Source organism: Rickettsia rhipicephali str. 3-7-female6-CWPP (genome assembly GCF_000284075.1).
GTDB classification, from domain to species: Bacteria; Pseudomonadota; Alphaproteobacteria; order Rickettsiales; family Rickettsiaceae; genus Rickettsia; species Rickettsia rickettsii.
The window spans coordinates 72,508-92,714 of sequence record NC_017042.1; the positions used below are offsets into that span (position 1 = coordinate 72,508).

Consider the following 20,207-nt stretch of genomic DNA (forward strand, 5'->3'; position numbering starts at 1 on the left):
TTTTATAGACAAGCAGAAATGTGGTGCTAGTATAAAAATAGCTATATTTAACGATGAATTAGATTATGATAAATAATCAATTTTCCAAAGATACCAAAAAAATTGCTGATCAAATAAAAGATGCATTAATGGGTATTAGTGACAATCTTGTACTTGAAAGTAAAGAGGTAGAGGAAATTTTTGAAGAATTAAGCCAAAATGAAGAATTTGAGTATGAGATGGAACGAATGCTTGCTATCTTAAATGAACAAACTATGGATTTAACTCAACTGCAAAGTCGGATTATCTTATTAATCCATAAGTATTTAGGTAAAACTAAAAACTTAAAGCTTAAAATGCTTAAAATGGATGAGAAGCTCATTAACAAGAATGTTGCCGAAGTCAGTAATTATTTAATGCATCAGCATTCTAAAATAGTTAGAGATGCTAATAAAAACCTTGCAAACCCAAAAGACAAATTACAAGGTTTAACCAAACAAGCTAAAATAGACTTAAAACGTTTATTAAAAAGCTTTGCCGTTTACCAAATTTATATGTTCATGAACCCAAAAAGAATAGCAGGCGAAACGAAGCTAATGAACTTCGCCTATAATATGATCAGAGGGGGCATGAAACTCGCTCAAAAATATGAAGGCGGCAAGGAAAAAGACATTAAATCATATTCACCTAGACTTATTAAAAAACTTGAAAAAGCTCATGCCGGCTTTAAAAAAAGTGGCGGTATATCAATTTAACTACTGTATCTTTTTATAAAGAGCTTATACTAAACTAACATTAATATTATGAATAGGTATTCAAGCTTTCAACTTAAATTATGCATGTAAACTTAATATTTCGGAACTAATAACTTGGGTACATCTTGGCTGCATGCTGCAGTACTCAAGAAAAACACCACGCTCAATCCGTACAAATTAACATAAAACTCTTTCTCTCAATTCCTCCCCTTGCTACTGTAACGGATAATATAAACGATACTGTTTGTTATGCAGAAATCGTACGGCTAGTACAAAAACTTTCTCAAGAAAATCACTTTAATCTTATCGAGTATTTAGCCGTACAAATATATAATATTATTTATCAAAATTTTATCGAATCTAAATTAGAAAAGATTTTTCTAAACGTAACCGTTACTAAATTAAAATCACCGGTTTCAGGAGTGCATGGCGGAGTTTCTTTTTCTTATTCAGGAAAGGAGACACTATGATTTATATTTCTATAGGCAGTAATTTAGGTAATAGACTTGTAAATATTAAAAAAGCTCTAAATTTACTAAAAAGTTGTAATTTTACCACCTAATGCAGATAAAGCTTGGGATAAATCATATTTAAATATGGTGGTGCAGGGCAAAAGTACTTTAACGCCTAGTAAACTTCTAATTGAGTTTAAAAAGATTGAAAACAACTAGGTCGAGCAAGCTCTTACGATAAATGGTTTCCAAGAGTTATTGACTTAGATATCCTACTTTGGAATAATTGCCATATAGATTTACCTGATTTAAAGATACCGCATCCTAAATTATTAAACAGACCGTTTCTTATTCATCTAATTGCAGGTTTAAGCTTGGAATGTCGTTATTCATGTCCGATCAATAATTTTACAACAATAAAACCTTTGCAGAAATAGCACATTTAATTGAAAATCAAGGAGTTATACGCTCTCTTGTTTTAAATCCTCAATTTGTGATGATTATACATTACGATTAATTGCCGATTATAATTGTAAAATTATTACTATGCATTCATTAACCGTTCCACCGCAAAAACAAAAATGTCTTGATTTCGATAAATCTCCGCTTGCTAACTTAAATATATAGACAGAGCAAAAAATAACAAAATTAGAAAAATGTGAATTTGATAAAAAAATATCATTTCTGATTCTGGAATTGGTTTTGGAAAATCCGTTTATCAAAATTTATATATATTACAACATATTAAAGAATTTAAAAAAATATATTGTAATATATATAAATTCTAGGATGTGAGATATTGTTAGGACACTCACGAAAATCTTATATTTCTGCTTTTTATAATTCCAAAGCACCGGAAAGAGACTTAGAAACAATAGCAATATCAAAATATTTAATGGAAAACGTAGTTGATTATTTACGAGTGCATAATGTTTATAGAGCATCAAAGATTTTTTGTAGCAGACCATATGATTAAATATGTATAGTTAAATGCATTGATCTTATATACTAAGGAGTTTGAATATTTTTATCAGACGGTAAAAAATAATATTATATAGTCATGAGACGAAAAACCTTTTACTCTATACCTGCAAAGATTTTAAAAAATTATATTTGTATTGTTTTTTCAAGAAATACACCATTACAATCTTATAATAATATATTTTTTATTAAATCTTTAGATGATTTTAGGTAATAAAACCTTTTACTGATAAGAAAATTTTTATGGTTAGAGGGGCAGAAATAGCGACTCTTTTCCTAGAGTAAAATCTTATTGATGAATTTTTACTTACAAAAATAAATAAAAATTATGATGGAGATACTTTTTTGCCTCTTAATCTTTTAGCAGAATGGCATTCTGTAATAATAGATAAAACAAACAATTATCAGATTTATAAAATTACTAAGAGGTTATCAGTAAATAAATTTTAATTAGTAATTAAAATTTATTTACTGATAACCTCTAAAAGGAGGTAAGATGCAATTTTTAGAACAGCTTAATATAAAAATCTTGAGCAATATTAACCTTTTAAATCATCCATTTTATCAATTATGTGGAATATGGGAAAACTTACTCATTCTACTTTACAAATTTACGCAAAAGAATATTATCATCACGTTACAGCTTTCCCACGTTATATAAGTGCAATACATTCCAAATGTAGTAATATACAAGCTAGACAAATATTACTTGGTAATCTTATAGAAGAAGAACAAGGTGAAGAAAATCACCCGGAACTATGGAAACGTTTTGCTGAAGGACTTGGATGTTTAAGAAACCAACTCACTTCAGAACCTAAATTAGATTCAACTCAAAAACTTGTTCAAGGTTATTTTAAATTAACAGAGAAATCTTTTTCTATAGGTCTTGGAGCATTTTATGCTTATGAGCGTCAGACTCCTAAAGTATCTAACTCTAAAATTCAAGGGTTACAAAAATTTTATGGAATTTCAGATTACAGAACTTTACAATATTGTTCATAGTAAAGTTGATCAATGGTGTATACACAAGAATGTGCAAATTTGATTAATAATTTAAGCTCAAAAGAACAAAAATAGCATATCAAGGAGCAATAAAAGGAGCAAAACTACTATGGCAATTTCTAGACGGTATAAATGCAACGTATCAATAATTTAACTATTATTCTCTCATAAAATGAAAAATATCTTCCTACATTCCTTAAGTCTTGAGAATTATCGTAATTTTAAAAATCTTGAACTAAAAACAGATAATACACCAATAATTTTAATAGGTGAAAACGGTAGCGGTAAAACTAATATTTTAGAAGCTATATCGCTATTTTATCCAGGAAGAGGGCTGAGATCAGCAAAACTTGCCGATATATGCAAAACTTCAGAAGATCATTGTCTAGTTAAAGCTCTATTGCAAAGTAAGCTAGGACTTGCAGAATTTACCACCCAATTTAAACGTAGTTCTAATAGAAGGATAACTGAGTATAACGAAAGTAAAATAGCCAATAATGAGTTAAGTAAATTCACTAGCATGGTATGGCTGACTCCGCACATGGAAGGAATCTTTACAAGCAGTAGCAGTGATAGAAGAAAATTTCTTGATAGAATAGTTTATAATTTTAATCCAAAGCATACAGAGCTAGTTAGTAAATACGAATATTACATGCATGAGAGAAATAAAATTCTAGTAGAAGATATAAGAGATGATAATTGGCTTAAAATTATTGAAGAAAAGATGGCTGATATTTCTAACCATATTGCTAATAATCGCTTAAAAACCTTAGAATTTATGCAGCAAGCAATAGATGACCTTGAAAATGAATTTCCAAAAGCCGATTTATCGATTGACGGCATTGTTGAACAAAAAATATTAAACGGCGAAGAAAATATTGTTAGTTTTATTACTACAGAACTTTATCAAACAAGAAGCAACGATAAACTACTTGGTCGCACTAGTTTTGGAGTTCATAAAAGTGACTTTTTAGTAAAGCATCAAAAGAAAAATATCTTAGCCAAATTCTGTTCTACCGGTGAACAAAAAGCTATATTAATTGCAATAATCCTTGCTGAAATGAATTATGCTATAAAGCTAACTAAAATAGCACCGATTTTACTTTTAGATGAGGTCTTTGTGCATTTAGACGACAAAAGACGTCAATATTTAATCGAATTTTTTACCGACTTAAACATGCAACTATGGGTTACCACTACCAATCTCGAGGGAATAGAAAATTTTGCAACTAAAGCACAATTGATTAAGTTATAGTTTGTGTAATAATGTCATTCCTGCGAAAGCAGGAATCCAGCATAAAGCGAAATAAATCGAGCTTTTAATTCCAAAAATTTGCTGTATTTAATACTTTTTTTCTGGATTCCTGCTTTCGCAGGAATAACATTGAACACTTTTCTCGCACCATGTAACAACGCCCGCTAAAAGCGGGAATGACATCAAGAGTATTTTCTGATCCATACAATAAAGCACTATCCCAATCAGATTCACAAGAAAAATTTACAACATCCTTCTTGATTTTTATCGCACCTCTTAAAAAACCAAAATAACTATTATTATTTTTCATAAAATAACACTTCACTTACATATTATATGAGCATTAGTTAAATTTAAAGTTTTTTGTATATAAATATATTGCTTAATCTTTTGAAACTGCTTAAAATTAATTTTTAATTTATGTAAATACTATGAAAAAACAAGCTAATAAAATATCCTATGATGAAGTACCTTATTCTCCATTTACTTTCAGTTATACCTCCCCACCTTATTTAAGAACTATCGGCAAGCTATTCGGGCTAAATCCTCCACCTCTTGAAACTGCTAAAATACTTGAACTCGGTTGTGGAATTGGTGTTAATCTGCTTAACTTTGCTGAAACATATCCTAAATCACAATCTTTAGGTGTTGACTTATCCAAAACACAAATAGAATTAGGTAAAAAAATTATCAGTGATTTGAAAATAAAAAATGCCGAACTAAAGGCATTATCTATATTGGACCTTGATGAGTCATACGGTAAGTTTGATTACATAGTTTGTCACGGCGTATATTCATGGGTACCTGAAGAAGTACAAGATAAAATACTCGCAGTCTGTAATAAACTGCTAAATCCGAACGGCATAGCTTTTGTAAGCTATAATACGCTCCCGGGCTGGAATATGCAGGGAACAATACGTGAAATGATTATGTTCCATTCAGAGCTATTTAATACTAGCCATGATAAATTACAGCAAGCTAGATTACTTTTAAAGTTCATCAATGACTCATTAGAAAGTTCCACAACGCCTTATTCTAATTTCTTACGAGATGAAACAAAATTATTATCTGCATATACGGACTCATATGTATTACATGAATATTTAGGCGAAATTAATACAGGTACATATTTTCACCAATTCATAGAAAAAGCTCAAAAAAATCATCTAAATTACTTAGGTGATACATCGCTTACTGCAATGTTTATCGGTAATTTACCTACTCAGGCAGCAGAAAAGCTACAAGCCATTAATGATATTGTTCGTACTGAGCAATATATGGATTTTATCACTAATAGAAAGTTCCGCTCGACATTATTATGTCATCAAAACATACCTATAAACAGAAAAATTGAATTTAATAATTTAAAAGAGTTTTTTACTAGCCTTAATATTAGACCGGTAATTCTAGAAAAAGCTGTTGATTTAACTAACGAACAGGAAAATGTCAGCTTCTATTACGAAAATTTACCTGAGCCTTTTATTTCAACCACTTCGCCGATCATGAAAGCTATTTTATATGTATATGCTGAAAATATTAGCAATCCGATAAGCTTAGAACAAGTAGCAAAAGAAGCTTTTAAAAAGCTTGGTAAATATCAATTACAAGATTTCTTAGCAGCATTAGAACAGCATTTTATCATATTCATTTTTCAAGGTTATCTCAAAATATTTGAGACCAAACCTCATGCTATAGCAACTATCACCGAAAAACCTAAAACTAGCAAATTTGCAAGATACCAAGCAAAACAAGCACATTTTAATAATGTAACTAGCGTGTTTAGCGTCACTAATAGACTTAACGATATGGTAGGTATACCGATACATGAAAAATATATTTTAGAAATGTTAGACGGTACGCATAATATTGATGATATTAAGAAAGGCGTTCTTGAAAAAATTAATTCAAAACTTTTAACTGCTCGTGACGATAAAGGACAGGAAGTAACAGATCCAAAATTATTAAAAGAATTTGTTGACTATGTAGTTAATACATCCCTTGAGAAATTCCGGATGAATTATCTGTTAGTAGAGTAATTAAAATGTTCGTGGTCAAGTCTGCTTTGTTGCATGGATCAGCTTTTCGGTTATTGCGAGTAGTCCGTAGACTACAGCCAATCCATAAAAATATAATCCAAGTAAATGAAGAGTAGCTATACGAAGCTCAACTTGGAAAAGAGCAAGGAGCCTGTAAGCCGAGGAGCGGAGCGTATACTTAATACGTGAGCATCCGAGGACTTACAAAGACGACACAGCCAATTTTTCAAGTTGAACTAGTATAACTATGCTACTAATTTTTCACGCAATACTTCAACTAACTTATTAATTGCTTCGGTTGGGTGGATGTTTTCAAGGATAGCAAGCTCGCCTGCAAGTCTATTTAAAGCTGATTCGTAGAGTGTTCTTTCACTGTAAGAACGATCATTATCAACATTTTTATGTAAGTCCCGTAATACTTCGGCTATGGCTACAATATTACCTGAGTTAATTTTGCCTTCATATTCTTGGGCTCTTCTACTCCACATTCTATTTCCTTGTTTTGGTTTACCTTGAAGAGTTGAATATATGACATCTAAATCTTTTCTGCTTGCAACCGCTCTAAGACCAACAACCGCAGCTCTACTAACAGGCACTTTTAATGTCATTTTATCCTGCGAAAAGGAAATTACATATACTTTAATTTCAGTACCTGCAATAGTATGATATTCTATATTTGTTATTTCACCAACTCCATGTGCAGGATAGACAATTCTCTGCCCTATTTTAAACTCGGATTTTTGTTCGGTTTTATGTTCGGATTGTGTTGTATTTGCCATTATTAATTCCTCCGTAGTGGTTTTAATGCCTAAGAACTTAATGTTAGACTATTATTTTCTATAGTATAGCACACTTTGCTTTTATTATAAAGTAGAGATTTTTATTGAAATAAAATTGATACGATCTTATTGTAGATAATATTAATAAGTTAAAGGAATAAATATGCGAAGTATTTTTATTGTACTAATATTTTTATTATTTTTGAGTAGCTGTTCAGAAGAAAAAGCACAAGATAAGAAGCATGAGGAAAAACAAATAATAGAGCACGAAACTCTACAAAATAACGAAACTTCTAAAGAAACGAATCAGGAAGCCGTAAATTCTGAAAATACGGCTGAATCAATAGTTCCTGCTAATGATAATAATCAGACTGATGAAGTATCAACGCCGGCTTCACAAGAACCAAAAAATCCTGCAATAAAACCTGTTAAAGTCACTTTTAAAGTTGATGATAATGATATGGTTCTCGGTAACAAAAAATCAAATGTTATAGTAGTCGAGTATTTTTCTCCTACCTGTCCGCATTGTGCTTATTATCATCAAACAATTTTTCCGGAACTTAAGAAAAAATATATTGATACTAACAAAATTGCATATGTGGTTCGTGAATTTATTGCTACTAAACAAGATTTAGATGCTGCAATTTTAGCCCGCTGCAAGGGGGATACAAATAGTTTTACACAACTTCATAATATTATATTAATACAACAAGATAAGTGGGCATATAGCAATAAATACAGAGAATTATTAACTGATATAGGACAACTTGGCGGTATTTCTCCGGAAGAATATAAACAATGTTTAAATAATGATAAAATTACTGAAATACTAATTGCTAATACCAATTTTGTAGCAAAAGCACCCCAATTTATAGGTACTCCTTCTTTCTTCGTTAATGGAGTACAAACAGGAAGTTATAGCATAGATACTATTTCCACAGCAGTTGATAAAGCTTTAGAGGAGCAGAAAGAAAAAGCAAAAAATGAAATGAGCTTGTAATTTAGATCGTCATTGCGAGCAGTCGTAGACTGTGCGACAATCTCGTTAAATATCCTGAGATGGCGTCTTCTCGCAATGACGGAGATAAACTAATGAATACGGAAAAACTAAAAGATATCAAAGCAAGAATTAAAGACTTAAAAACTCCTAAGTTTTCTAATCCTAAAATTCGGCAAGAAATTAGCCCGTTCACTATCGCTGTAGATTTAGTTTCAGGTACAATGGTAGGTGTCGTAATTGGGATATTTACGGATAAATTTTTTAATTCTAAACCTTTATTTCTTATTATATTTACAATAATAGGAATGATTGCCGGCTTTAACATTATAAGGCAAAAAGTAAATAATAAAAAGTAAGGAAATGACGCATAGCCCTTTAGCACAATTTGATATCAAAAAATTAATAGACATCAAAATGTTCGGTTTTGACGTCAGCTTTACTAATTCGAGTATCTATATGTTACTTGCTAGCATCTTAGCTCTAACTTATTTTTACTTAGCTTTTTATAACCGGAAATTAGTACCTTCTAGATTACAAGTGAGTGCTGAAATAGTTTATAATCTTGTAGCTGATATGTTAAATCAGAACATAGGAGTAAAAGGACGTAAATTTATTCCGTTAGTTTTTAGTTTATTTATTTTCATTTTATTCTGTAATTTACTTGGTATGACACCTTATAGCTTTACTACTACTAGTCATATTATTGTTACTTTTACCTTGGCAATTCTAGTATTTTTAACGGTAACTATAGTCGGTTTTGTAAAACACGGCTTACGTTTTTTAACCCTTTTTTTACCGCACGGTACTCCTTTATGGTTAGCACCGTTGATGATAGTAATTGAACTATTTACATATTTAGCAAGACCGGTTAGTTTATCATTGCGACTTGCCGCTAATATGATGGCGGGACATGTTTTATTAAAAGTAATAGCCGGTTTTACCGTTTCATTAATGATTTACTTGAAATTTCTGCCAATCCCTCTTATGATGATACTAATTGGGTTTGAAATTTTTGTTGCAATACTTCAAGCTTATATTTTTACTATTTTATCTTGTATGTATCTTAATGATGCTATTAATTTACACTAGGCTTTTTGCACAACTTGCTTCTAAAGATAATTAGATAAAATTTTTTGATTAATTAAAAGTGAGGTTTTTTATGGATATGGTTTCTTTAAAATTTATTGGTACAGGATTTATGGCTATCGGCATGTACGGTGCAGCTTTAGGCGTTAGTAATATATTTAGCTCTCTACTTAGTTCAATAGCACGAAACCCTTCGGCTACAGAAAACTTACAAAGAATGGCTCTGATCGGTGCAGGTCTTGCTGAAGCAATGGGACTTTTTTCCTTTGTAATTGCTATGTTACTTATTTTTTCTTAAAATTCATTTTTAAATAAGATGCCTCAATTTGATATTGCTACCTATCATTCACAAATTTTTTGGCTTATCGTAACTTTCGGCTTATTGTATATATTTGTTTATAAATTTATAACTCCAAAAGCTGAAGAAATTTTTAATAATAGACAGACAAATATTCAAGATAATATTACGCAAGCCGATACATTGACCATAGAAGTAGAAAAGCTAAATAAATATTATAACGAGGAAATAGACAAAACAAATACTGAAATAGATAGGCTAAAAAAAGAAAAAATAGACTCTTTAGAATCAGAATTTTTAATTAAAAAAAAGAATCTAGAGCAAGATTTAAAAAACTCTATAAATCAAAACATTGAAGATATAAATTTAGCTGCTAAGCAATTTAGAACTAATAAAAGCGCAGCAATCATAAAGCTTGCCGTTAATATTATTGAAAAAATAACCGGCACTAAAGCAGATATGAATTTACTACAAAATATAAAAGTAAAATAATGAATTTCCTAGATGAGAGCTTCTGGCTTGCCGTTAGTTTTGTAATTTTTGTATATTTAGTTTATAGACCGGCAAAAAAAGCCATTTTAAATTCTTTAGATGCTAAGATTTTAGAAGTCCAAGAAAAAGTTCTAAAAGCTGAAAAGTTAAAAGAAGATGCTGCTTTGCTCTTTAAACATACCAACGCACAAATAAAGAAATTAGAAACTTTACGCTCTCAAATGATAGAAGAAAGTAATGAAGTTACCAAGAAAATCATTCAAGAAAAAACTAAAGAAATTGAAGAATTTTTAGAGCATAAAAAATCTGATGCTATACAGTTAATGCAAAACCAAAAATCAACCGCAAGTAAAGAGCTACAAGATGAATTTTGTGATGAAGTGATAAAACTTGTATCCGAATATTTTCAATCAGTTAAGCTTTCAGAAAGTAACATTGCTAAAAATTTAATGAATAAATCTGATTTTCCTCAGGATAAGGGTCTACATAGCCACACTAACCACTAGCTAGCAATTTATTTAAAATTGCTTCATCATTAACACATACCCGTAATATCGAGCCATCAATAAAATATTCAGGATGTTCGTTTGTTATCTTATTTGTTAATTCAGGATAGGCTCTAACAAATTCTTTTACACAAGTGAAGTTTTTACTAGAGCTGTTATTAATCGCTCCTAAGCAAATCGCTTCAAAACATAACATTTTAGCTATTTCTATATTTTTAAGGTCAGATAAAACTCCTAGTTGTTTTGCTAAATATCTATCGCCTAAATAGCCTTTCACCCCCCAATTTCCTAAGATTGAGAACTTACTATTCCACTTATCTTTAGCAGCATTAATATATATTTTATTTAAAACATTCTTTTGTATTTTTTGTTTAATTTCTAATGTAACTTCCTCAAAATCGCCTCTTTGTAATATAAACTCCCTAGTTTCATTATTTTTTATAAATTCTGGTCCAATTTTTTTGAGATAAGTTTTTAGCCTTGTAGTGACCTAAACCTAAAGTTTGTACGTACATTAAATAAGATTGTTTATAGAACTCTATATAGCTTCGTATGTATTATCTAATTTTCATAAATCACTCCGATATTATTAAGAGAGCTAGCAATAAAAGAAGGATGAACACTAATTCATGATCGATTTTTAAAGCTTTCTTATAATATTTTAACTATTCTTCAAATTTACATATAATAACCCATTTTTTGACATAAATTTGCCTTTCTACATTTATCAATTTCAATATCATCATTTAATATTTTTACTACATGGGGATAAAATATTTTAGAATTTCCCAGTCTTCACTTGGAACATCTGTTAATATTGGAAATAAATCATCTAAGATTTCTGCTAGTCTTGTATAAATCTCTTTTTCATCTATCGCATGTTCTTTATATTTATTTATATATTGCTTTGTTATAAATTGCATTAATCTATGTAATTGTAAGCCGGCTTGTCTATTTTGGTATTTTAGATTCATTATCGATAATGCTTCTAACCTTTTTATAGGTTCTTGTAGCTTTTCTTTATCTATTAAAAATAATTCTTTGAAAATCTCTATACTGATAAAATCAGGGTCTACATCTGCAGAATATTGTAATATCTGCCGAGCTAAAGGTGATTTTTCTAATAATTGTAGTAATAAAACGGTTTCTATATGATCATCTTTGCTATTGTTAAAGTAATTAATGTAATCATTTACTTTAAGTAATTTATTTGCTTTTTTAAATATGCTACTGCTTTATATAGCCTATAAGGTGATGCAGCATCGTGTTACTACCAAAGTCTTCTACTAATTTATCATCAATATCTTTCTTGTTTAATCTATTTTTTAGAGATTTCTTTAAATATAATATCGTTTCTTTTTTACTAAAAGACTCTAATATAATATTTTCTATATCATCACTTAAATTATTATTTTTAGTAGTAATTATCACTTGTGCCTTATCATTAAGTATATTAATTATACTGTTAAGATAAGGCTATATATCTTTATGATCTTCAACATTATCAAAAATAAATAATATAGCTGAATTTAAATTAGCAATCCTCTCATGGACTAATCTTATTATGTTTTCTTCCTTTTCATCTATTACATAAATAGTAAATTCTTTAGCAAGTTGTCTATATGCTTCAAGGACTTTGTCTGCAGAATCTGCGTTAATAAAACGTACTATTTTCTTTTGCGCTTGTGTTTGTCTATCTCCATATTTTATAGCTAGAGTGGTTTTACCGGCTCCAGCGAAAGCACTAGCTGTTACAAATCGTTTTTCGTTTAAAGTTTCTTCTATTTGTATTTCATTACGGACAATCAGATTATAAGTTAATAAAGGGGGTAAATTGCTAATTATATTTTCTGTAACTTTAATTGATTCATTAGGAGTATAAGCATTGCAGTCTTTTAATACTTTCTTTGCTTCCCTACTTACTTCAATTAACCTTAAAATTTGCTCTCTTAAGTCATCTACTTTAACTTTAGGTAAATTTGTAAATATATAATATATGCCATATTGAGGTTTTATTTCATATAGTTCTTTTATTACTTTTAACTGTTGTTTTATTAAATTTGGTATTTCTTTTTTATCTATACTCAATTTGCTCAACTGTGTGCTAGATACCAATCGCTACTGCCTTTATTATTTGTATTTGCTATATCTACAGACAAATTTACTTCTTTTATACGATAATGACCTTTGTAAGAAAGTTTAAATTTTCCCTCAGGGGTTATGATCTCTTTTGATGGGCAACCTTGTGCGGCATTATTTTCTAAATGCTTATAAACCTCTAAAAATTGTCCGGTTGCAATATTACCGCTTATAAGCTGATCGATTACCTCTAAGAAGCTTCCAAATGTCGTTGCAGTAGCATTTTTATATATTAGATTGCTTGCTAAAGGTATAAAAAGTGCCTTATTTATTAGCGTATTATCTTTAGGATTATATTCTATGCGAGGCCAATCTAGTACTTCCTCATACTTTATAGGTTTACCGGTTTTTGGATCAAAAGTATCTAGCATTGGATCAAGTAAATAACCGGATAATGATAATACGCCTTCTATAACAAGGGAGCACATAGTTTTTAATTAGCGGTGTTTTATTTAATATATTTATTATCTTACCTGTATGCTTTGGAGTAATTTTAGGAAATAATCTATATACTTTATTAATATGCGGATTACAGACATTTACAAAATTCGGAGCTGATAAATAAGTCGTTATATTTAAATTTTTTATGTCAAAGGTAGTTTCATGGCTATACTCTGCGGCTGAAGATTTTCTGTAGCTAAACCCTGGCTATCGAATGTGATTGCCTTTGCTTTTGGATAATGAAAATCTCTATGAGCACAATATAAACTAAGCTCTGCGAGCCATACACACCTAAAGAATGACCTGTGAAAGATAAATTATAATTATTCTCTTCAGCATATTTGGTAATCTCCTTTGTAGCTTCATATGCGGCCGCTTGCTGTGCCCACACTATCTGCCCATCTAAAATACTTTTAAAATGAGCTTTAAACGGTGAATTAGTTTTGAGCAAATCTAATTTTTCAAATGTAGTGTACCTCGATAGGTAAGTACCATTTGTTTTACTTTTTCATTTACATATGCTACTGCGTAATATCTACCTATTTCAGGCTTGTTAAATATTTTAAATACTTTCCAGTCTTTTAATTGTTCATTTCGGGTTTTGACCTTTTCATTATTTTCTTTTTCTACAGCAAACTCTACAATATCATTGTCCGTAGAATCCATATAAGCATGTAAACTAAATAAACCATGGACAAAGTCAGTAAGGTGGTGCTTATAGTTTTGATTATTTAAGATAATTTTACTTTCAATCTTTTGTACAAGCTCACTAGAAGCATTAGGCATCTTGCCCCAGCTTATACATTACCGATAAAATTATTATTTTGGATTTTAGCGGCTATTTTCTCTAGTTGCGGAAGCGTTAAATGTAGATTGCTAAAATCTAAATGAACAAATGAAGGGGCATGCTTTTCTAGACACACTATAATTGTTTGATAGTCACTTATAGTTTGAGAATAGTTAACTAGATTTTTTGAAGAAAACACATCTGCTTTCATAAATATACTTCATAAAAATTGAACTGAACTTTGCGTTTTCAACCGAATTTTTTGAAACATTATAAATTAAAAGTTATTATTTCAACTATTATTTTTATTCTGAACTTAAAATTAGATTATTTAAGATCTTATATTATAGGAAAATATAGAATGGTGACCCCTACGGGATTCGAACCCGTGTTCCCACCGTGAAAGGGTGGTGTCCTAACCGCTAGACGAAGGGGCCTTAATTTGGCAATATAGATATATTAGTCATACCGTGGCTATGACCACGGCATGACAGTAAGTTAGAAGTTTTATACAACACCTTTGCAAATATTGCAAGTATAAAAATTATAGGTTTACCTTAAGCTTAACACTACCTTGATGACTTCTATAATGTTTATTTAGATAATAATTATAATCCAACGAAATAGTAGTATTTTTGATACTGCCTATAATACCCGTTCCTAAATTATAGGATGTTTTCGGTTGCTTCGGTATTAGATAATCATGTTTGAATGTATCATCAAATATTTTAACAACTCTATTTATTCTTTGGGTTTTCTCTTTAAAATTATGTTCTACCGCTCCTTGGAATGTTAGACCTAAATTATTAAATTTTAGAGCATCTTTTAAAGGTAGTGTGACTTTAGTGCCGACAATTCCGGACAATATATTATTCTCTTTCATTGTAAGAGCTATTTCTTGTACGTTAATACCGGTTTCATGATATACCCCGTCTCGTGACTTCCCGTATCTTAAGCCGATATTCGGGGTAATAATGAGCTTGCTCTGCAAAAGATAATTATAATGCAGTAATGCTTCCGCATTATAACTATGATTACGATGTTTTACATTACTTCTAATTTTAGTATCACCATATGAATAAGTTGTTTTATCTTTAATAAAGTTTTTAGAAGCAGATACTAAAGCTTGTAGTGCAAAATTCTTCGGTAATTCTTTTTGTCCGTAAATAGAAACCACATGACTATTAATAAGTTCTTTATCATTATTTTTACTATTTTTAAATTTAAATACTGAATGAACATTACTATAAGCTATACCTACGATATTATTGTCGATTTCAGCATCGAACCCGATAGTAGCACCTTTGTTAGTACCTCTATAACCGGTCATATTGTCAACGCGTCCATGATTATTAGTGCCGTACATACCACGCATCCACAAACCTCTTTTTATATGAGACTCTTCTTCATCACCGGCTCCTACTGCTACCATATTATTAGACATATTCATAGATGCATCTAATCTGTTACGAATCATATTATTTACAATAGTATTAACAACTTTCACTTGATTTAAAGTAGGAGCGTTTTCTGAAATTTGCGTTTGCATTTCTTTTTTTGCTTCCTGTTCAAGAGGAATAGCCGTATCAACTTCCGTTATTTTAAGATTACCCCCATCGGAATCGGATAATTGCCCTATTGTTTCTTCTTCCTCTTCAACCCCTGAATCATAACTTTCTTCATCTTCGCTACCATCGCCTAATGCTAAACATTCCTTTTCTCTATCGTCACTTAATGCTAATGCACACTCATTACTTGATGCAAGTGCAGGTAATGAAGATAATTGTCTACTTACTTCTGTTACTTCTGTGTCTTCTTGTTCTTCATCTCCTGCAGGTAAGGTAGATTCTGATTTACCATCCGACACTAACATGTCTTGTAACAATAACTGAGCAAGAATATCTGCAGCTTCTTCGCCTGTATACTTCTCTAGAAGTAACGAAGAAATTTTTTCATCATGTTCTTGTAATCGTGCATTTATTGCTAAAAGCATTTTTTCATCTAATTCCTCTACATCCTGTATACGATTACTTATATAAGCCATTGCTTCTTTAATATGATTAAGTTCCTCACTTCTAGAACTTGAGCCAGGCAATTCTTCTATTTTTTGTATTTTATTGCTTAATACTCTTATATAGGTATCTACATAATCTTTATCAATTTCTATAGTTAGAGTATCTACCGGAGTTACAACATCACGACTACTCAAATCATCACCATTAGATAAGCTGTTTATGCTACCAACTGAAGATGAACATGAAAATACCGGCTTACTCTCAGTTACCTTAGCTTTACAATCATTGGCTATTTTTTCATCATGTTTAGATTCTAATTCCCCTAATTTCATAACATTAGAATTGTTTAAATCCTCTAAGCCACTAACCGAAGGTGAACGGGATAGATTTGATTCTGCATCACTAAGTAAACTGCTTATGTCACCAATTGAATAGGAACGTGATATTGATACATCTGTGCTTGAATACTCTTCATTTAAAGAAAATGCTGCTTCTATGGCTTTCCTTTTTTCTTTTAATTGTGATTCTTTTGAAGATAAGTCTCGTGTTTCTACAGCTAACCGCTTAAATTCTAGGTTTTCTGGATCTTGATATTGATTCAATTTGGCAATAGCTTGCTTTTCCTTAACTATTCTAGCTTCCTCTACTTTTAATAGTTTATCTTCTAAATCCAAATAATCTAATTTCTTGTCAAGCTCGGCACTTCTGAATAATGGTATAGGTAATTTTCGTTTACTAGTATTCTTGTAACTTACAGATGGCTTAGGTTGCTCTGTCTTAGGTTGCTCTGTCTTATATATTGTTTCTGATGCTAAATTCTCATAACTAACCGACTCATATATAGTAGATAATGGCTGTGTACCTTTTTTAATAGTACTATCAACTAAATTTGGTAAGCTATTCATATTAGCAGTCGGTATAGAATGGCTATTTCCCCAATTTGGATTAAATCCAACATCTGCATCTGTTTTTATATTATTAAAGTGTTTATCTGCTCTGCTTTTAATAGCATCCAATTTTTTTTCTGCTTTTGCATTATATGCTTTTATATCTTCCGGTTTGCGTATTAATACCTGCTGTAATTCTTGAGAGATTTTAATTGCTTCTTGGTAATCATTTTCTATTTCCTGTAAAACTAAATTAAGTGATTTTTTTTGTGAAGGACTGGTTGTTTGCAGTATTGCGGTTCTCTTTGCATCTAAAAGGCTTATAAGCTGAGTTGCCTTTTTTGTGAATCCACTAACTACACTTAAACTAGACTCCTTATGATTCTCATTTCCCCAAGCGTGGCCAAATCCTCCCTCTTGATCTACTGTTCTTTGCTTTGAGGTTTCTCCATCTCCTTTCTTTTTTCTGTTCTCTGCATCATTTGTTTGCAAAATTGACCCTACTTTTGATACAGCTCTCTTTATTATATTACCTTGTTTTTTCTTACTAGAACCTGAATAGGTACTTTCTTCAGTTAAAGTTTCTTGAGGTGCATTTGTATTCATTCTTTGGTTATACGCTGCATCCCAACTCGCTGATAGTTGATCGAAATCATAGGCTGACGACAAATTTTGACTTTCCAAACTCCTAAAGCCTGAATCAAAACGTTCTTCTTGTGAATGTAAATCTAACCCTAGATCATTCTGCACACCTAAAGTTTCGGTACGCATTTTTTCTGATTGCAATTGTTGTATCTCCGGAATACTTCCACTTACATTATTTTTCCTCGATGAGTCACTTTTAGCTGAAGACGAGCGTGATAATATTGGAGTAGCGCTTTTTCTTGACTTCTCTTCATACTCTGCATAAGACTGAAATATTTCCGCTTGCTCATATACTTTTTGAGTTTCCGGAACTCTAGCTTGCTGAACGTCATATAATTTCAAGAACAAACCTTCATATGCCTTTATACTGGCAAGATGTGCAATCTCACCTAATTTTTGATTAAATTGATCCGCACTTAACTTTCTCATTTCTGTCACTAAACTATCTATTACACCATCTATTTGAGCTTGATTTGACTGATTTGGCTGTATGCTATTCAAATAATTAATGTATTGTGAAGCCTTAGCCTCGTAAATATCTTTTGAATGACTTGAAAGCTGTAATGAACTATTCACATTAGCAGCTTGCGTATACGGCATATTTCCCCAACCTGAATAAAATCCAACATCTTCACCTGTTTCTTTACCTAAAGTGCCGCTTGATAAGCTCCCCAATCCTGAATCCATACTTCTAGGGTCCTCTATTTCTTGACTTGGCAATGTTACTATATAAGGTTGCTGCTGAACTTTTATTGGTACTAAGTACCCCTCTTCATCCTCTAGTTGTTCACCTAAAATTCTCTGAACCCCATGACTTAATGGTATGGTTGGCTTTGCTTTTGGCGGCTGCTTATAAGTAGAACCGGTAGAACTATTATAAACAGCAGGAGTTAATAACTTTAGATTTGCCTCTATCTCATTTAATTGTTCAGAATAACCATTCGTTTTATCTTGCATGGTTCGTAATGCCGTTCTACTTGTTTCTTTTTTCACACTAGCAGCTACTTCTTTAGCTTTATCTGCTGCCGTTTTTATAGCTTTTTCTTGTTTCTTTATTTCTGATAACTGCTTTTGTTTCTTTTCTCTTTCTGTTCTTTCCTTATCCTCTGCTTGTTGCTGTTTTTTTGTTTTTTTTGCAGCAATATGTTGTTGATTTTTTTGTACTAATATACCTTGCTGAGCCTCATTAATTCTTGCTTGCTGTGCTTGAAACGCACTAACTTGGGTTGACACCGTTGTAACCGGAACTGTTTCCTGCGATTCTATCGAAATTTTATTTGCTGGAATATCTATTTTTTCTATTTTCTGAAATAATCTATCTGCTTTATTGTTTTTACTTGTTAACTCTTTTTCAAGTTTCTTTATTTTATTTTTATTTTCACCTACTTTGATTTGTGTTTCTATCTTTTCAGCTTTTGACTTGAGTGCTTCTATTGTTTTTTGTGCTGAAGTTAGCTGCGTATACAACTTCTGCAATGGTTTTGTATTTTTTGTATCTGTGGTATTTTTTTGAATAGCCTGTGTTACTTCAGCTAACTTGATTCCTATCATCTCATTAACTCGTGATATATTACTTACCATTCCTGCTGCAATTTCAGTACTGCTTTTTTTTATAGGCAACGGTACAAATGTCGACTTCGGAGGAACTTCTGGTTTAACCTGTGAGCTAGATTGCACTGTCTGTTGTTGCGGGTCGCTATTGCTAAACGATAATCTGCGTACTGCCTTTGAGTTTGTGTTTATGTTTGGTAGTGTATTAGCTCCTAAACTATCATTTGGTTTAGAATCTGAAGTAGGCTGATACGGAGTCGCCGGTGTTGATGATGGAGTACCAGGTGCCGTAGTATAATGTTCAGGTGATATCAGGGTAGTATTTGGTGTATTAGGTGCAGTGACAAAACTATTTGAAGCTGGACTAACAGTAGGCGAAGACGTTGTTATTATAATCTCTGGTTTTTGAGGCATTTGTTCTGTCGGTTCAGGAGTATAAGTATTTTGACTTTGTTCTGTTTTTTCAGTGCCTACAAATGTTTTGCGTCTAGTAATTGGTCGTACTTTTCTTGCTTTCCCGACATCAGACTTACTACGTGCTACCACTTTATAATGATCCTCTACAGGAACATCTTTTAATGGATTAGATGCCTTAGGTTTGTTAGATATTTTCATTTCTCTTATTTCAGATGGAGTATATGTGTTTATTTCCGGTTCCGGTACAATTACTGTTCCTATCTGCTGCGGGGTATTTGTCGTATCTTTGTTTCCATTTAATTGTGACAAATTATTCAACAATTTATTACTGAGGTCTATACGAAATGCTTCTTTACTCATCGCCATACCCTCAAAAGGTATTGCAATTATTGCTCCTACTGAAATAGAGGCAAGCAAAGAATATTTTAAAAATCTTGATTTTTTTAGTAAATGTTGTTCTGTTAACTTATTCATTACAAATACTCAATTTAAATTAAAATTTTATATACATAAACGGTTGGGTATTCTAATAAATAAGTTAATAAAAAGCAATATTAAAATTAATTTATCTTAACTTATAATTACAAGAGAATTTTGTTCTAATTATTGAAAATATAACAGATATGACGTATAATGTATTTTTAACTTTTGATAGAAAATACTACAATATTTTAAAATAACTTTGGAAACGGAGTATAATAATT

Annotated in this window: 23 protein-coding genes, 1 tRNA gene and 3 pseudogenes; 15 read left to right on the forward strand and 12 right to left on the reverse strand. The window is 31.1% G+C overall.

Annotated features, from left to right (window positions below; translation table 11 throughout):
• Positions 1–65: 65 nt before the first annotated feature.
• The 7 genes and pseudogenes from MCC_RS00470 to recF all read left to right on the forward strand — a co-directional run bounded on the left by MCC_RS00470 (position 66) and on the right by recF (position 4,424).
• The gene (locus tag MCC_RS00470) at positions 66–734 is read left to right on the forward strand and encodes a DUF5394 family protein (RefSeq protein WP_014408077.1); all 669 of its coding nucleotides are present in this window, start codon (positions 66–68) and stop codon (positions 732–734) included.
• Positions 735–859: 125 nt separating this feature from the next.
• Complete coding sequence (locus MCC_RS00475; RefSeq protein WP_014408078.1) at positions 860–1,204, forward strand: dihydroneopterin aldolase; 345 nt, start codon at positions 860–862, stop codon at positions 1,202–1,204.
• Between the two features lie 251 nt (positions 1,205–1,455).
• Positions 1,456–1,623 carry a 2-amino-4-hydroxy-6-hydroxymethyldihydropteridine diphosphokinase gene (locus tag MCC_RS09815; RefSeq protein ID WP_231288760.1) on the forward strand — a complete coding sequence of 56 codons (168 nt, stop codon included), beginning with the start codon at positions 1,456–1,458 and terminating at the stop codon, positions 1,621–1,623.
• 362 nt (positions 1,624–1,985) lie between these two features.
• Positions 1,986–2,162: a hypothetical protein gene (locus MCC_RS09820; RefSeq protein ID WP_231288715.1), complete on the forward strand. Its 177-nt coding sequence runs from the start codon at positions 1,986–1,988 to the stop codon at positions 2,160–2,162.
• A 28-nt stretch (positions 2,163–2,190) separates the two neighbouring features.
• Positions 2,191–2,617: pseudogene (locus MCC_RS09825) on the forward strand (dihydrofolate reductase); the annotation flags it as partial.
• Positions 2,618–2,746: 129 nt separating this feature from the next.
• Positions 2,747–3,169, forward strand: a complete 423-nt coding sequence (locus MCC_RS00485; RefSeq protein WP_014408080.1) for a CADD family putative folate metabolism protein — start codon at positions 2,747–2,749, stop codon at positions 3,167–3,169.
• A 172-nt stretch (positions 3,170–3,341) separates the two neighbouring features.
• Positions 3,342–4,424, forward strand: a complete 1,083-nt coding sequence (gene recF, locus MCC_RS00490) for a DNA replication/repair protein RecF (RefSeq protein WP_014408081.1) — start codon at positions 3,342–3,344, stop codon at positions 4,422–4,424.
• 64 nt (positions 4,425–4,488) lie between these two features.
• On the opposite strand, the gene MCC_RS00495 is transcribed toward recF, so the two are convergent.
• Positions 4,489–4,734, reverse strand: a complete 246-nt coding sequence (locus MCC_RS00495; protein WP_014408082.1) for a hypothetical protein — start codon at positions 4,732–4,734, stop codon at positions 4,489–4,491.
• Between the two features lie 121 nt (positions 4,735–4,855).
• Between MCC_RS00495 and MCC_RS00500 the strand changes: the two genes are divergently transcribed.
• Both MCC_RS00500 and MCC_RS11020 read left to right on the forward strand, forming a co-directional pair.
• Positions 4,856–6,460, forward strand: a complete 1,605-nt coding sequence (locus MCC_RS00500; protein WP_014408083.1) for a methyltransferase regulatory domain-containing protein — start codon at positions 4,856–4,858, stop codon at positions 6,458–6,460.
• Positions 6,461–6,592: 132 nt separating this feature from the next.
• Positions 6,593–6,695, forward strand: a pseudogene (locus MCC_RS11020) (palindromic element RPE5 domain-containing protein).
• A gap of 10 nt (positions 6,696–6,705) precedes the next feature.
• Here the strand turns inward: MCC_RS11020 and MCC_RS00505 are convergent.
• Positions 6,706–7,239: a CarD family transcriptional regulator gene (locus tag MCC_RS00505; RefSeq protein WP_008581156.1), complete on the reverse strand. Its 534-nt coding sequence runs from the start codon at positions 7,237–7,239 to the stop codon at positions 6,706–6,708.
• 163 nt (positions 7,240–7,402) lie between these two features.
• On the opposite strand from MCC_RS00505, the gene MCC_RS00510 reads away from it, so the two are divergent.
• From MCC_RS00510 to MCC_RS00535, 6 genes are all read left to right on the forward strand, one after another.
• Positions 7,403–8,239, forward strand: coding sequence for a DsbA family protein (locus MCC_RS00510; protein WP_014408084.1), 837 nt, complete (start codon positions 7,403–7,405; stop codon positions 8,237–8,239).
• A gap of 92 nt (positions 8,240–8,331) precedes the next feature.
• On the forward strand, positions 8,332–8,595 hold the full coding sequence (locus MCC_RS00515; RefSeq protein ID WP_014365153.1) for an AtpZ/AtpI family protein: 264 nt from the start codon (positions 8,332–8,334) through the stop codon (positions 8,593–8,595).
• 4 nt (positions 8,596–8,599) lie between these two features.
• Positions 8,600–9,328, forward strand: a complete 729-nt coding sequence (locus MCC_RS00520; RefSeq protein ID WP_014365152.1) for a F0F1 ATP synthase subunit A — start codon at positions 8,600–8,602, stop codon at positions 9,326–9,328.
• A 70-nt stretch (positions 9,329–9,398) separates the two neighbouring features.
• Complete coding sequence (locus tag MCC_RS00525) at positions 9,399–9,623, forward strand: F0F1 ATP synthase subunit C (protein ID WP_014365151.1); 225 nt, start codon at positions 9,399–9,401, stop codon at positions 9,621–9,623.
• 18 nt (positions 9,624–9,641) lie between these two features.
• Entirely contained in the window at positions 9,642–10,115 is a 474-nt protein-coding gene (locus tag MCC_RS00530) for a F0F1 ATP synthase subunit B family protein (RefSeq protein WP_014365150.1), read from the forward strand.
• Positions 10,115–10,621 carry a F0F1 ATP synthase subunit B gene (locus MCC_RS00535; RefSeq protein ID WP_014408085.1) on the forward strand — a complete coding sequence of 169 codons (507 nt, stop codon included), beginning with the start codon at positions 10,115–10,117 and terminating at the stop codon, positions 10,619–10,621. Before MCC_RS00530 ends, MCC_RS00535 begins: the two co-directional genes overlap by 1 nt.
• Here MCC_RS00535 and MCC_RS00540 read toward each other — a convergent pair.
• The 10 genes and pseudogenes from MCC_RS00540 to MCC_RS00585 form a co-directional block, all read right to left on the reverse strand.
• Entirely contained in the window at positions 10,611–10,817 is a 207-nt protein-coding gene (locus MCC_RS00540; protein WP_041405469.1) for a hypothetical protein, read from the reverse strand. The genes MCC_RS00535 and MCC_RS00540 overlap by 11 nt on opposite strands.
• A 365-nt stretch (positions 10,818–11,182) precedes the next feature.
• Positions 11,183–11,353, reverse strand: a pseudogene (locus MCC_RS09830) (tetratricopeptide repeat protein).
• Between the two features lie 26 nt (positions 11,354–11,379).
• Positions 11,380–11,595, reverse strand: coding sequence for a hypothetical protein (locus MCC_RS09835; protein ID WP_231288546.1), 216 nt, complete (start codon positions 11,593–11,595; stop codon positions 11,380–11,382).
• A gap of 253 nt (positions 11,596–11,848) precedes the next feature.
• A complete protein-coding gene (locus MCC_RS00550; protein ID WP_231288717.1) occupies positions 11,849–12,052 on the reverse strand; it encodes an NTPase in 204 nt (67 codons plus the stop codon).
• Between the two features lie 45 nt (positions 12,053–12,097).
• Positions 12,098–12,709: an ATP-binding protein gene (locus MCC_RS09840; RefSeq protein ID WP_231288718.1), complete on the reverse strand. Its 612-nt coding sequence runs from the start codon at positions 12,707–12,709 to the stop codon at positions 12,098–12,100.
• Between the two features lie 5 nt (positions 12,710–12,714).
• Positions 12,715–13,188, reverse strand: a complete 474-nt coding sequence (locus tag MCC_RS00560) for a hypothetical protein (protein WP_041405388.1) — start codon at positions 13,186–13,188, stop codon at positions 12,715–12,717.
• Between the two features lie 466 nt (positions 13,189–13,654).
• Entirely contained in the window at positions 13,655–13,987 is a 333-nt protein-coding gene (locus MCC_RS09845; RefSeq protein WP_014408086.1) for a hypothetical protein, read from the reverse strand.
• Between the two features lie 11 nt (positions 13,988–13,998).
• The gene (locus tag MCC_RS00575; protein WP_014408087.1) at positions 13,999–14,199 is read right to left on the reverse strand and encodes a hypothetical protein; all 201 of its coding nucleotides are present in this window, start codon (positions 14,197–14,199) and stop codon (positions 13,999–14,001) included.
• A gap of 151 nt (positions 14,200–14,350) precedes the next feature.
• A tRNA-Glu gene (locus tag MCC_RS00580) sits at positions 14,351–14,425 on the reverse strand.
• A 107-nt stretch (positions 14,426–14,532) separates the two neighbouring features.
• On the reverse strand, positions 14,533–19,977 hold the full coding sequence (locus MCC_RS00585) for an autotransporter domain-containing protein (protein WP_014408088.1): 5,445 nt from the start codon (positions 19,975–19,977) through the stop codon (positions 14,533–14,535).
• Positions 19,978–20,207 lie beyond the last annotated feature (230 nt).